The organism is Bradyrhizobium japonicum USDA 6 (assembly GCF_000284375.1).
Classification (GTDB): Bacteria; Pseudomonadota; Alphaproteobacteria; order Rhizobiales; family Xanthobacteraceae; genus Bradyrhizobium; species Bradyrhizobium japonicum.
In genome coordinates this window covers 7,815,391-7,827,592 of the sequence record NC_017249.1, presented here as the reverse complement: position 1 = coordinate 7,827,592, position 12,202 = coordinate 7,815,391, and the positions used below count along the sequence as shown (strand labels likewise).

At 64.7% G+C, this 12,202-nt stretch carries 13 protein-coding genes; 6 read left to right on the top strand and 7 right to left on the bottom strand.

What is annotated here, in order from left to right:
• Positions 1 to 54: 54 nt before the first annotated feature.
• The 5 genes from BJ6T_RS36535 to BJ6T_RS36505 all read right to left on the bottom strand — a co-directional run bounded on the left by BJ6T_RS36535 (position 55) and on the right by BJ6T_RS36505 (position 3,435).
• Complete coding sequence (locus tag BJ6T_RS36535; RefSeq protein ID WP_014497620.1) at positions 55 to 354, bottom strand: hypothetical protein; 300 nt, start codon at positions 352 to 354, stop codon at positions 55 to 57.
• Between the two features lie 540 nt (positions 355 to 894).
• Positions 895 to 1,404, bottom strand: coding sequence for a DoxX family protein (locus BJ6T_RS36520; RefSeq protein WP_014497618.1), 510 nt, complete (start codon positions 1,402 to 1,404; stop codon positions 895 to 897).
• Positions 1,401 to 2,183 carry an HvfC/BufC N-terminal domain-containing protein gene (locus BJ6T_RS36515; protein ID WP_014497617.1) on the bottom strand — a complete coding sequence of 261 codons (783 nt, stop codon included), beginning with the start codon at positions 2,181 to 2,183 and terminating at the stop codon, positions 1,401 to 1,403. The genes BJ6T_RS36520 and BJ6T_RS36515 overlap by 4 nt, the downstream gene beginning before the upstream one ends.
• Entirely contained in the window at positions 2,173 to 3,090 is a 918-nt protein-coding gene (gene bufB / locus BJ6T_RS36510; RefSeq protein ID WP_014497616.1) for an MNIO family bufferin maturase, read from the bottom strand. Before bufB ends, BJ6T_RS36515 begins: the two co-directional genes overlap by 11 nt.
• Before the next feature lie 39 nt (positions 3,091 to 3,129).
• A complete protein-coding gene (locus BJ6T_RS36505; protein ID WP_014497615.1) occupies positions 3,130 to 3,435 on the bottom strand; it encodes a BufA1 family periplasmic bufferin-type metallophore in 306 nt (101 codons plus the stop codon).
• Positions 3,436 to 3,747: 312 nt separating this feature from the next.
• Between BJ6T_RS36505 and BJ6T_RS36500 the strand changes: the two genes are divergently transcribed.
• The 3 genes from BJ6T_RS36500 to BJ6T_RS36490 all read left to right on the top strand — a co-directional run bounded on the left by BJ6T_RS36500 (position 3,748) and on the right by BJ6T_RS36490 (position 7,191).
• The gene (locus tag BJ6T_RS36500) at positions 3,748 to 5,835 is read left to right on the top strand and encodes an adenylate/guanylate cyclase domain-containing protein (protein ID WP_014497614.1); all 2,088 of its coding nucleotides are present in this window, start codon (positions 3,748 to 3,750) and stop codon (positions 5,833 to 5,835) included.
• 148 nt (positions 5,836 to 5,983) lie between these two features.
• Positions 5,984 to 6,505: a hypothetical protein gene (locus BJ6T_RS36495; RefSeq protein ID WP_014497613.1), complete on the top strand. Its 522-nt coding sequence runs from the start codon at positions 5,984 to 5,986 to the stop codon at positions 6,503 to 6,505.
• A gap of 101 nt (positions 6,506 to 6,606) precedes the next feature.
• A complete protein-coding gene (locus tag BJ6T_RS36490; RefSeq protein ID WP_014497612.1) occupies positions 6,607 to 7,191 on the top strand; it encodes a HutD/Ves family protein in 585 nt (194 codons plus the stop codon).
• Between the two features lie 40 nt (positions 7,192 to 7,231).
• On the opposite strand, the gene BJ6T_RS36485 is transcribed toward BJ6T_RS36490, so the two are convergent.
• Positions 7,232 to 8,116, bottom strand: a complete 885-nt coding sequence (locus BJ6T_RS36485; RefSeq protein ID WP_100213761.1) for a LysR family transcriptional regulator — start codon at positions 8,114 to 8,116, stop codon at positions 7,232 to 7,234.
• A 112-nt stretch (positions 8,117 to 8,228) separates the two neighbouring features.
• Between BJ6T_RS36485 and BJ6T_RS36480 the strand changes: the two genes are divergently transcribed.
• Both BJ6T_RS36480 and BJ6T_RS36475 read left to right on the top strand, forming a co-directional pair.
• Positions 8,229 to 9,218 carry a zinc-dependent alcohol dehydrogenase family protein gene (locus BJ6T_RS36480; protein ID WP_014497610.1) on the top strand — a complete coding sequence of 330 codons (990 nt, stop codon included), beginning with the start codon at positions 8,229 to 8,231 and terminating at the stop codon, positions 9,216 to 9,218.
• Positions 9,219 to 9,237: 19 nt separating this feature from the next.
• Positions 9,238 to 9,645 (top strand): RidA family protein, encoded by a 408-nt coding sequence (locus BJ6T_RS36475; protein WP_014497609.1) that lies wholly within the window; start codon positions 9,238 to 9,240, stop codon positions 9,643 to 9,645.
• Positions 9,646 to 9,713: 68 nt separating this feature from the next.
• Here the strand turns inward: BJ6T_RS36475 and BJ6T_RS36470 are convergent, their stop codons facing one another.
• Entirely contained in the window at positions 9,714 to 10,277 is a 564-nt protein-coding gene (locus BJ6T_RS36470; RefSeq protein WP_014497608.1) for a carboxymuconolactone decarboxylase family protein, read from the bottom strand.
• Positions 10,278 to 10,649: 372 nt separating this feature from the next.
• Here BJ6T_RS36470 and BJ6T_RS36465 point away from each other — a divergent pair, with 372 nt between their 5' ends.
• Entirely contained in the window at positions 10,650 to 11,843 is a 1,194-nt protein-coding gene (locus tag BJ6T_RS36465) for an adenylate/guanylate cyclase domain-containing protein (protein ID WP_014497607.1), read from the top strand.
• The last annotated feature ends 359 nt before the right edge of the window (positions 11,844 to 12,202 follow it).

Sequence of the window (12,202 nt, the reverse complement as noted above, 5' to 3'; positions counted from 1 at the left end):
CAATCCGGCGTCGCGGAATTCGATGCCCCGACGAAGCCGAGGTCCCTCTTCATTTCATTGCGGCGGGGCCGCAACCGTTGGCGTTTGCGACGCGCTCATCTGTTCGAGCGCTTCCAGGAGCGCTTCGCAGGCCTTCTCGGCTTCGGCAAAGGTACTGAAGGGGGAGCCGCCAAGCTTGATTGCGGACTTGTTTTCTTCGACGGGTCGCCATGAGGCAACCAGGCCCGGCTTTCCGTGAAGGCCAGGACCGGTGCGGCTTTCGCTGCTGATGACAAACGAAAATCCGCCGCTGCACGCCATCCAGATTTCAAGTTCATGCACCGGGGTCTCGACGCGCATAAAGTGCAGGGCCATGTCTCTCTCCAGAGTTTGCTCCGCAGAATCGACCACGGGCGCAAGCCGTCAGCTCCTACCTGTGCGAATCCCGGGCAGCCGCAAGGTCCGAGGTCTCTGATCCCTCGGCTTTCCATGTCGTCAAATCGCCCGGGAGCATAATGGGATCGCTCTCAACCCGCTTGTTGCGGCTGACCCCTAAGCCAATGAGTCCGCCCAATACCAACGCGGAGCCTGCAATGATCAACCAATACGGCAAGTCCAACACGGGCATTGCAATTCTCCCACTGAGAGGAGCACGTTACGCAATTGCATGGCCGAAGCGCGAACCGATTACCTTTAGCTAAGTGTCTGGATTATGCGACGCTCCAAGCTTCGTGCAAGGTACCCAAAAGGGGTAGATTTCTGACCTGGATTGCCGCCGGCGAGCAGGGGTTCGAATTTGTTGCGCTCGGTGCGCGTGAGGCAGGCCAGCATGGCGTGCTCCCGGTTGCACAAAGCGGGCTGGAACTCGGTGTGCTGACCACCGCGGAGAGCGGCTCCCGCTTCAGGGACGTGCATCTATCGCTCGGGCGATAGCGCGCGGCCGAGGAGATGATCGAGTGACACGCGCCCGGGTCCGTAAGCCATGATGGCGAGCGCCATCGCAGCCCAGGTGAGGTGAATCGGCCAGCCATCGGGCACCGTGAGCTCGACGATCAGGGTCATGAACAGGAGCCCAAGCCCGGCGAACCGCGTGCCGAGTCCCAGGATCAGCAGGATCGGAAAGGTGATCTCGCCGCACCCGGACAGGAAGGCCATCACCGTCGGTGCCGGGAAGTGATACGGCCCACCCGGCAAATGCAGCATGAACTCGTCGCTGAACAGCGTCACGGCTGTGTCGTTCAGCCTGAGGAAGCCGCCCCATTTGAGGATACCCGAGCGCCAGAACGGAACTGCAAGTGCCACGCGCAGCACGAGTTGAACAATCGACGGGGCTGCAATGGTCTGCACCAGGTGATTGGCCTTGTCGACGAGCAGCCCGAGGGGTGGAAGGTTGGTGCTTGCGGGCATGCGTTGGTCCGTGATCATGATGCGTCTCCGGAAGCGAACGAGGTGAATGCGCCGGCTTCGATGAGGCCGGCGATGTTCGCGGCAATGTCGAATTCAGCTGACGCGTCGAACGCCATCGCCGCGGCTGCGCCGAGTGGCTGGCCGCACAAGAGGCAATTGGCAAAGACGGCGCCGCCGGGTGGAAGGTGGCGCACCACGACGTCGTATGCGGGCCTCGTGATCAGTGCGTCCTCCGGCGCGGAGGCGTCGATGCGTGAAGCCGGAGCGCCGTCGCGGTTGGCGGCGAAGATCGTCACGGCCGAATATTGCGATTGTGCGATCTGCGCCGCCGGGTGCGGCGTGAAAACGAGATCGCCGAGCTGGTCTGGCGCGATCGCGGACAAGCGTGACGGCGACAGCGGTGATGCATCCATGGCGTGATAGGCATCGAGCCAGGCGCGCTCGATGCGCGCGACGTCGGCGAGCCACGGCATGTCCCGCGCATGCTCGTAGGCTGCGATGAAATCCGGGAAACCGCGCCCGTAGTCGAACAGTAGCGGCGAGGTCGGCGGCCCGCTGCGAATATAGAAGCGTGCGATCGCGCGGAAAAAGTCGGTGCCGGTGATGCGCTGCACCGCCGGATAGATCGCGGCCAGTGCGTCGATCAGGCTGACCGTGACGTTGTTGCGGTAGACGTCATAGCGCCGTCCTGCCGGCTTGCCGTCCCGCCCTGCCACGGTCGAGGGCACCTCGCGCGAGGGATCGAGCAGCGCCGGAGCGAAGGCTGCGGCAAAGCGAAGGTCTGGTTCAGGCCGCACGACGATTCTCCGCCTTCGCAATGGGCTGGCGGCGATCGAGGATCGCTTGCGCGGCGGCCGCCTCGGCTTGCAGGATCGGCCATTGCGGGATCTTGCTGTCCCATTCGATCAGTGTTGGCATGGGGCCGCGCTGCGCGACGATGATCTCGAACAGCCTCCACACGGCGTCTGCAACCGGACCGTCGTGGCTGTCGATGAGCAGCAGATGGCCGTCATCATCGGTCTGCTCGGCATGACCGGCGAGATGAATCTCCGCGACGTCGGCAAGGGGAAAATCGGTGAGATAGTCGAGCGCGGAGAAACCGTGATTTGTGGCGGACACAAGGACATTATTGATGTCGAGCAGCAGGCCGCAGCCGGTGCGCGCCACGATGGCGCGAATGAAGTCGGTCTCGCTCATCGAGGACTCGCGGAAGGCGACGTAGGTCGATGGATTTTCCAGCAGCAGCGGACGGCGGATCGCTTCCTGCACCTCGTCGATGTGATCGCAGACGCAGGCCAGCGTCGCTTCGGTATAGGGTAGTGGCAGCAGGTCGTTGAAGAAGCTGGTCTCGTGCGACGACCATGCCAGATGTTCGGAGACCAGCGCCGGCTGATAGCGGGCGACAAGGTTGCGGAAGCGCGCCAGATGCGCCTTGTCGAGCGGTTGCGGCCCGCCGATGGACATGCAGACGCCGTGCAGCGACAGCGGATGGTCACGGCGGATCGCTTCCAGCGCGCGATGCGGCGGGCCGCCCGCGCCCATGTAGTTCTCGGCGTGGACTTCGAAGAACCCTCGGCGCGGTTCCGCCGCAAGGATTGCCGGGAGATGTTCTGGCTTGAAACTCGTCCCGGCAACGCCGCCAATGGGAGCGGGAAAGCGAATCGGCACCGTCGCAGGTCTGTCTTGGTTGATCGCCGTACTCATCGCGTTTCTCCGCTCATTTCGGTGACAACGTTCCCGGTGTTACACCGGCTTCAGCGAGCCCTTCTTGCCGCCCGGCAGATCGATGCTGGTGCAGGTACCGCCCTGAACGAATTTCCAGGCGTTGCCCTGGAAGTCGGTGGTCGAGGTGCCCTGGCAGGTCGTACCCGGGCCGGCGGCGCAATCGTTCTGGCCCTTCAGCGCGACGCCGAAGCACTTTTCCTTCTTGGCGGCAACGGCGGCATCAGCTTCGGCCTTGGTCAGCGGGGCCGCAGAAGCCAGCGTCGCGAGCGCGGTCGACATGGCGCCGGCGAGGGCGAGCGTGGTGATGGCGTGTTTGGCAGACATCAGAGTTCTCCTTTTTCAGATGCATCGCCTGGCAGGCGAAGGGCGCATGGATTCGTTCGTTCGGCGCGCAGGCGGCGTTACCGCCGGGTTGCTCACGAATCCGTGAGACCGATTGGGTCGGGCGCACGGGTGGTGCGCCTGGGCCGGGATTAGCGGGCAAGCGCCGGCTCAAATCCAATGCCTTGGCGCTATCGAGACGTTAGCTCCACGGCATTGGCGAGGATTGCCCGCATTTGCCAGACGTAACGAATGACGGCCGGCGGCGTAGAGCGATGTTAGAGGATGCGCAGGTCCGCGAAGGCGAAAACGGCGATGAATGTTGATCCCGGACGGCACCTTCACGCGATCGCAAGGCTGACCGTCAGCATTCGCCTCGCCGTGTCCGCGCTGGTCCTGGCTGCAATCCTGCTGACGGCGGCCCTCTCCAGCCTGTTGTGGTGGCGCACGGCGGAGGCGACCAGCTGGCAGCTCGCCTCCACCATCAACGAGCAGATCGTGGCGGCGGTGCGCAAGGAGGTCGCGGCCATCGTCGACGAGGCGCGCGCCGCGCATACCGCGATCCGCACATTGTTCCTGCAAAACGTGCTCGATACCCGCGAGGCCGACAAGCGCGAGTTCGTTTTCCTGTCGCAACTGCAGTCGCAGGCGACGATCTCCTGGGTCGCCTTCGGCTGGCCTGACGGCTCGTTCTTCGCCGCGCACAAGCTCGGCGACCGCCGGCTGGAGATGATGGAGATCTCGTTGGCCGATCATCCCGGCCACCGCCGCGTCGACGAGTATGACGTGGTGCCCGGCGATATCGAATTCGCCAATCGGCGCTTCGAGCCGACCGATTTCCGCGTGGCCGATCAGGCCTGGTTCAAGGCCGGGCTCAGCGCGGACGATCCGCAATGGTTCAGGGTCATGGACCATCCGACCGGCGCGCGACCCTCGATTGCCTTCGTGGGCCCGATCGACGTCTACCAGGAGAGGCAGGGCGTTCTGGCCGTCGTCATCGAATACACGCGGCTTGCGCGCTTCCTGTCGCAGCTTGAAGTCGGGCGTACAGGAACGGCGTTCATCGTCGATGACGGCGGCGAGCTCATCGCAGCGCCGGACAAGGAGGCCGACGAGCTGCATCCGGCGCGCGGCGACACCACGCTGCTGCCGCTCGCGCGCGTGGCGCTCGAAAAAGCCGGCGAAGCCGGCCGCAAGGAGGCCTGGCGCAGCCGGCTCAATTCGGACGGCGGGGCCTACGAGGTCGCACTGACGCCGTTGCCGTTTCCCGGCTGGTCGCTTGCGACCGTGATCCCCGAGGCCGAGTTTCTCGGCCCGGTCGAGACGACGCTGCGACGCCTGATCCTCGGATTGGCCGTCGGCGCCGTGCTCGCTGCGCTGGCTTCGGCGATGCTGGCGCGCTCCGTCATCGCCGCGCCGCTGTCGCGCGTCGTCGGCGAGCTTCGTCATGTCGAGGCGTTTGCGCTGGAGCAGGTTCGCCGGCATCCGTCGCGCCTCAAGGAGATCGCGAGCCTGTCTGGCGCCATCGCCGAGATGGCCTCCGGCCTCTCCGCGTTCCGCAAGTTCATTCCAGCCGATCTGGTCCGTGCGCTGCTGCGCCAGGGCGTCGAGGCAAGGCCTGGCGGCAGCATCCAGGAACTGAGCGTGATGTTCATCGACATCGCCGGATTCACCGGGCTGTCCGAGCGGCTCGGCGATCGCGTCGTGCCGCTGCTGTCGCGCTATCTCGACGTTACCTCGGAAATAATCGTCGCCAATGGCGGCACCATCGACAAGTTCATCGGCGACGCCGTGATGGCGTTCTGGGGTGCGCCGCAGCCGCAGGAGGATCACGCCGCGCGGTGCTGCCGTGCCGCGCTCGCGTGCTGCAGGGCGATCGAGGCCTCCGGCCTCGCCGACGACCTCGGCCAGCCGCTCCAGATCAGGATCGGAATCAATTCCGGCCGCATGCTGGTTGGCAATATCGGTTCGGAACTGCGGCTGAACTACACCGTGATCGGCGATGCCGTGAACGTCGCAAGCCGTCTCGAAGGCGCGAACAAATCCTATGGAACGCAAATCCTGATCGGCGAGAGTACCGAACGTCTGGCGCGCGGCGCCGTCGTGACGCGCGAGGTCGACAGCATCGCGGTCTACGGACGGGAGGAGGGGCTCGCCGTCCACGAGCTGATCGGGATTGTCGACGAAGATGCCGGCATGGCAGGCTGGATCGCGCGCTACGAACAGGGATTGGCCAATTATCGCGCGCGACGCTTTGCGGTGGCGCTCGCCGATTTCGAAGCGGTGCTCGCCGAGCGCGGTCATGATCGCCCGTCCGAACTCATGCGCGAGCGTTGCCGGCAATTTGCGGCGACGATGCCCGATGCAGCATGGCAGCCGGTTGTGGCGCTGAGGACGAAATAGCGGATCAATCTGCCGGGCAAATTTTGCCAGGGGGTACCAGCCGCGAGAGGGTCCGGGAGAGAAAGCCGATGCAAATCAATCCAGAATCGATGGCACATAAATTGCTCATCGTTCCACGCAATCTCGACCGCACACAGGAATTCGAGCCGTGACCAACGTCAGCTATACCGTCCCGCCGAACTGGACCGCAGGCTCCGACAAGACGGGCGCGAGCAAAAACAAGAATCCGAACGATCCGAACATGCTGACGACGGGCGCCTATGGCAGCGCGTTCGAGCTGTTGCTCGACAATCGAACCAACCGCGACGGCACCACCACGGAGACGCTGACCTACAAGAGCTACAGCGGCAAGACCAACGGCACGTTCTCGGCGACGGCCGAGACGGGGACGGGAGCCGATCTCGGCAGTGCCTACCAGGCGCTGCTCGCCACGCTTCAGGCCAATGGCGAGATGGACGACAAGACCGCCGCGCAGCTCGACGGCGCCATGGGCAAGCTCGACACCCAATCCGAGAGCGGCGCCAAGGATGCCGAAGTGTCCGGCGGCGGCCTGCTGGTGCAGGCGGGTGGCCCGGTCTATTTCAGCGGCATCTCGGCCTATCAGAACCAGTTCGTGGATTCGCTCGTCAACGAGCTGAGCACGAGGCTGAACCTCGACGCCAAGGCGTGACGGCAATTCATCGCTGGTGAAACCGGTTGGCAAAGCCGGCCCAACCCGCGCATGATGCGTGGGCGATCTCGGCCACATGCTTTCCCGGATAAATTCAAGACATGAAAACCACGCTGCTGAAGTCCGAAGACTACACCCGCTCGCCCTGGAAGAACGGCGGCGGCATCTTCACCGACATCGCGGATGCCCATCGCGCCGACGCGCAGGCGAAGGATTGGGACAGCCTGCTCTGGCGCTTTGCTTCCACACCGATCGTGGCGCCCGGTCCCTTCTCCTACATGCCCGGCATCGACCGCCTGCAAATGGTCGTCGGTGGGCGCGGGCTGGTGCTGAAGTCGCCCAGCCAGGACTTCGACGAGCGTGAACCTTTTACGACGGTGCGCTTCACTGGCGAGATGGAGATCGTGACCGAGCTCGAGGCGGGTCCCGTCGAGGTCGTCAACCTGATGGCCCGCCGCGGCGCGGCGGAGATCGAGCTGCTGGCACTCAGGGAACCCGGCGAGCGGCCTTTGTCCGCCGGCACCCACCTCGTTTACGCGGTTTCCGGCGATTGCAGCATTCGTCTCAATAGCGAGGATATTGTCATCCCCGCCGGCAGCACGCTGAAGGTCGAGCTGTCCGTGGCGTCCACGCTGGCGCTTGTCTCGGGGCTGGCTGTGCTGGCTTCGATTCAGCTCGTCGGCTAGGCGCATCTCCCGCGTTCGGCGAGCATCCTGCCTGTCAGCCTCATGCCTTCAGCGCGTCGATCACGGCGCGCAGGCCCGCGGTCTGATGCGCCCGGCTAGGGAAGTACAGGAACAGATCCTCGTCGACCGGGCACCAGTCCTGCAGGCACTTCACCAGCTTTCCCTCGCGAAGAGCGGGTGCGGCGCGGTGCTCCCAGACATAGGCAAGGCCGAGGCCGCGTGCTGCGGCATCGACCATCAGCTCCTGGCTATCGACCGTGAGCGGGCCGTCCACCGACATCTCGATCGTCTCGCCGTTCTGCTCGAACACCCAGTGCAGCACCGTTCCGCTCGGAAATGCGTAGCGGATGCAGACGTGATCCTGCAGTTCCTGAGGCGTCGTCGGCGCCGCCCGCTCTTCGAAATAGGCGGGCGCGCCGACCACGGTGAAACGCAAGTTGGAGCGGATGCGCACCGCGATCATGTCCTGCGCGAGCCGCTCTCCGAGGCGGATGCCGGCGTCAAAGCCCTCTTCGACGATGTCGACGCGCCGATCGGTTGCTGCGATCTCCAGCCGGAGGCCAGGATTGGCCTTCAGCAGCGTCTCGATCGCATCCCCGAGCACGAACGGCGCAATTGTATTGGGCACGTTGAGGCGGACCGTGCCGAACGGCGTATTGCGCCACGAATTCAATTCGTCGACGGCGACGCCGATGTCCGTCAGCGCCGGGCCGAGGCGCGCGAACAGCGTCTGGCCCGCATCGGTCAGGGAGACGTTGCGCGTGGTGCGATGAATCAAGCGTACGCCGACGCGATCCTCCAGGCTGCGCACGGCATGGCTCATCGCGGAGGCAGACGTGCCCCGCTCGACCGCGGCCTTGCGGAAGCTGCGATGGGTGGCGACCGCGGCGAAGGCGGCCAGTTCCGATAGCTCGCTGTTCTCGATCATTGGTGAATCTTCTTCAGCATCGAGTGCGGGTTGGATGATCTTATCGGACGGAGCGACTGCGTCCAGATAGGCGGTCACTTGCCGACGATCTCATGCGGGAGACGCCAACATGCGTGCACTCATTCTCGACACCTATCAGAACGGCCGCTTTCGCGAGGCCGATATCGAATCGCGATCTCCTGGAAGAGGCGAACTGCGGATCCGCGTCCACGCCAGCGGGGTCAATCCGGTCGATGGCCTGATCCGTACAGGCCAGGCGCCGTACGCGATGCCGAAGTTGCCGGCCGTACTCGGCACCGATGCTGCCGGAATCGTCACCGACGTGGGGCCCGGGGTAGAGGGATTTGCGGTCGGCGACGAGGTCTATGGTCTTGCCGGCGGCGTGCGCGGATTGCCGGGCTCGCTCGCGGAATTCATGACGGTCGATGCCGCGCTGATGGCGAAGAAGCCCGTCAATCTCACCATGCGCGAGGCCGCGGCGCTGCCGCTGGTCGCGCTCACCGCATGGGAAGGGCTGGTCGACCGGGCCCACGTGCAGCCGGGGCACAAGGTGCTGGTTCAGGGCGGTTCCGGAGGTGTGGGTCATGTCGTCGTCCAGCTGGCCAAGGCGTTCGGCGCCGACGTCTACGCAACGACCCAGGCCCATAAGCAGGATCTCGTCCGCGGGCTCGGCGCAACGCCGATCGACTACACGCGCATGAGCGCCGTGCAATATGTTGAGAAATACACCGGCGGGAAGGGCTTTGATGTCATCTACGACACCGTCGGCGGCAGCACGCTCGAAGCCTCGCTCGGCGCCGTACGCCACTACGGTCACATCACGAGTTGTGCGGCATTTGAATCGCATAATCTCCTGAACTCGTCGTTGCGTTGCGCGGTCATCAGCGCGGTCTACGTGCTCTATCCGATGCTCAGCGGCGAACGCCGTGCCCATCACGGCGCGATCCTGCGCGAGATCGCCAAGCTCGCCGATGCCGGCAAGATACGCCCGATCGTCGATCCCCGCCGGTTCACGCTCGACACGGCGATAGCCGCGCACGACGCCGTTAGGGGCGGCGCCAACGTCAAGATCGTCATCGACGTCGCGGCCGAGCTGTAGGCGCGGAGCGAGATTCGAAATGCCGAAGCAATACATCAACCCTCCGGGTCTTTCCATAAGCCCGGCCTTCACCCGTGTCCTCACCGTCACCGCGCCATCAAAGCTGATCTACATCGCGGGCCAGGTGCCGACCGACAAGGAAGCGAGGCCGCTCCATGTCGGAGACATCAGGTCCCAGTTCATTGCGATCCTCGATGCGCTGACCGTCCAGTTGAGCGCCGCCGGTGCGACATGGGATGACGTCGTGTTCCGGCGTACCTATACAGTGGACGTGCCGGCGTTCGTGCAGCGCTGCATCCGGGACGAGCTGTTTCCGTTTCCCTGGAGCCGCGAGCGGCCTTCGCCGAGCACGCTGATCGGCGTCACCGCACTTGCGAATCCGGCCTTCCTAGTCGAGCTCGAGATCGCGGCCGTGATTGCCGATTGAACTGGCGACGATCCGGCCGGCGAATGCCGACCGGATCTTTGTCTCTCTAATAGAACGCGTGCGCGTGCTCAACGCTCCGGAACCGGCACGTCGAACGTATTCAGCGTTACCGACACCATGCAGTAGAAGCCGATGAAGTAGGACAGCTCGGCGGCGCCTTGCTTACCGAACTGCTCGACGGCCGCCTTGTAGGTCAGCTCCGGCAGGATGCCGCCGGAGATCAGCGCGGATGCGAAGTCGTAGGCGACCGCCTCCTGCCGCGTCAGGTCGACGGGACGCTGGCCCGACACGATGGTCGCGAGCTTCTCGTCGGACAACCCCCGCCGCTCCGCCATGCGCACGTGCGCATAGAGTTCGTAGGGCGCCTTGAAATGCGTGCCGGTCACCAGGATCGCGATCTCGCGGATCGCGGCCGGCACGGACGGATTGACGGCCATCGCCTTGGCAAGATCCCAGATCGGCTTGCCGAATTTCGGCTCGTGCAGCCACGGATTCCAGGGGCCCATCAGGGCGCCGTCCTCACGGATGTTGACGAAGCCCTGGTACTTCTGGGCGATCTCTTCTTTCATGTCGGCCGCCAGAGCCTTCTGCTCCGGGGTCAGCTCTTTGGGCGAAATGATTGGCAGGCGCATTGGTTCGTGTCCTTCTTCGTCATGGCCCCGCCCCGGTTTCGTCAAACGCACGGCTGGCCCGCGCCGGTGAAGTGAGATGGCTTCAGCCGTGAGATGAAGGTGCTGCGATCTGCAAGTTGGTGCGTTCCGGTGGGGCGCCAGAGCGCGGGATGCGATCTATCTGAACGTCATCGTGCGATCGGATAAGACGTTCGGCCGCGCATGCGATGCTGAACCGCATTCAGCAATCGCGACGCGGGCTGCGCCGGGATGCCACCCGGCGGCGACGTCCCCGGTCGGGCGATGCGCACAATCCGTGCAACAGGCTAGGTTGGCGCGGCCCGGCCGGCGCACTATATCTTCGCAGATGCAGACCGCCGCCGAGGGCAGGATATGACCGCGCCAGACCAAAATCGCCCCACCACGCTGTCCGACGGCGTCGTCGACTGGCTGACCAACGGCACGCGCGACGAGCGCTTCATCGACAACATCTTTGCCGAGATGTGCATCCGCCTCCAGCAGGCGGGCATTCCGCTCAAGCGGTCGACGATGCACGTCCGGATCCAGCATCCACAATGGCTCGGCGCCGCCTTCATGTGGTTGGATGGCATGCGCGAGGCGAAGATCTCGCGGGTCGACTTCGACGTGCTCGAGCGATCCGAGTTCATCGGCAGCCCCGTCAGCGAAATGCTGGACGGTGCGAGCGAACTCCGCGAGAACCTCGAAGGCGATCCGTCGCTCGGCCGCAGGCACGCGGTTTATGACGAGATGCGCGCGAAAGGTCTGACCGACTACGTCGCCTGGCCGCTCCATCACACACTCGGCAAGCGCCATCTCGTCACCTTCGCGACCGATCGCCCCGGCGGCTTCGACGACGCGCATCTCGTTGCGCTCAAGAACCTGCTGCCGGTGCTGGCGCTGGTCAGCGAGATCCGCATCAAGAACCGTCTGGCGCGCACGCTGCTGGAGACCTATGTCGGCTCCCATGCCGGCGAGCTCATCCTGGCCGGCGCGACCCGGCGCGGCACCGGCACGACGGTGCGTGCTGCGATCATGATCTGCGACCTCCGCGATTTCACGAAGATCTCCGACAACTGGCCGCGCGACGACGTCATCGATCTCCTCAACGACTATTTCGACGCGATGTCGGAGCCGATCGCGCGGCACGGCGGCGAAATCCTGAAATTCATCGGCGACGGCCTGCTCGCCATTTTCCCGCTCAGCGAGCCCGGCGCCTGCGCAAATCTGCTTCGCGCCGTGACTGAAGCCCGGCAGGCCATGGCCGCGCTGAACGAACGGAACAACGGGACCGGCCGCGCGCCGCTGAATTACGGCATCGGCGTCCATGTCGGCGACGTCATGTACGGCAATATCGGATCGTCCAGCCGGCTCGACTTCACCGTCATCGGTCCCGCCGTCAACATGGCCTCCCGTCTCGAAGCCCTGACCAAGCAGCTGGGACGACCGGTGCTGCTCTCGCGCGCCTTCGCCGAGCTGGTCGAGCGGGAGTTCGAGCTCGAGCACGTCGGTAAATACGAGGTGCGCGGCTTCAGCGATCCGATCGAGCTGTTTGCGTTTCACGGCTGAGGCGGGATGCTCGCCGCAGCCGTCGGGTTGAAATCTCGCTGACGCAAGATTGCCGATGACCCGCGCGCCGCCGATTGCGCGGCATGGCGGAAAAATCCTGATCCTCATCGGCCACGGCCAGCTTGCCGTCGTCCCGCACACCCCGGCATCTCCGAACGACGGTCGCCATCGCCGCCCGTCATGGCCTCGATGTGCCGTGACTGACGGTGCATGCGTCCCGTCGCCGTGACATCGATCAGTTCCGGAATCGGGCGATCGCGCAAACGCGCAATTGTCGGGGCGCGTCCCCTGCGCGCGGCGGAAGTCGTGCTTATGGGCAATATCGGACGCGTTGTTGAAAGATATGTTCGCGCAGGACG

Coding starts and splice junctions, on each gene's coding strand:
- BJ6T_RS36520 (WP_014497618.1), bottom strand. CDS start 1,404: ATGATCACGGACCAACGCATGCCCGCAAGCACCAACCTTCCACCCCTC.
- BJ6T_RS36490 (WP_014497612.1), top strand. CDS start 6,607: ATGAAAACCACGCTGCTGAAGTCCGAAGACTACACCCGCTCGCCCTGG.
- bufB (WP_014497616.1), bottom strand. CDS start 3,090: ATGAGTACGGCGATCAACCAAGACAGACCTGCGACGGTGCCGATTCGC.
- BJ6T_RS36475 (WP_014497609.1), top strand. CDS start 9,238: ATGCCGAAGCAATACATCAACCCTCCGGGTCTTTCCATAAGCCCGGCC.
- BJ6T_RS36480 (WP_014497610.1), top strand. CDS start 8,229: ATGCGTGCACTCATTCTCGACACCTATCAGAACGGCCGCTTTCGCGAG.
- BJ6T_RS36470 (WP_014497608.1), bottom strand. CDS start 10,277: ATGCGCCTGCCAATCATTTCGCCCAAAGAGCTGACCCCGGAGCAGAAG.
- BJ6T_RS36500 (WP_014497614.1), top strand. CDS start 3,748: ATGAATGTTGATCCCGGACGGCACCTTCACGCGATCGCAAGGCTGACC.
- BJ6T_RS36465 (WP_014497607.1), top strand. CDS start 10,650: ATGACCGCGCCAGACCAAAATCGCCCCACCACGCTGTCCGACGGCGTC.
- BJ6T_RS36535 (WP_014497620.1), bottom strand. CDS start 354: ATGGCCCTGCACTTTATGCGCGTCGAGACCCCGGTGCATGAACTTGAA.
- BJ6T_RS36505 (WP_014497615.1), bottom strand. CDS start 3,435: ATGTCTGCCAAACACGCCATCACCACGCTCGCCCTCGCCGGCGCCATG.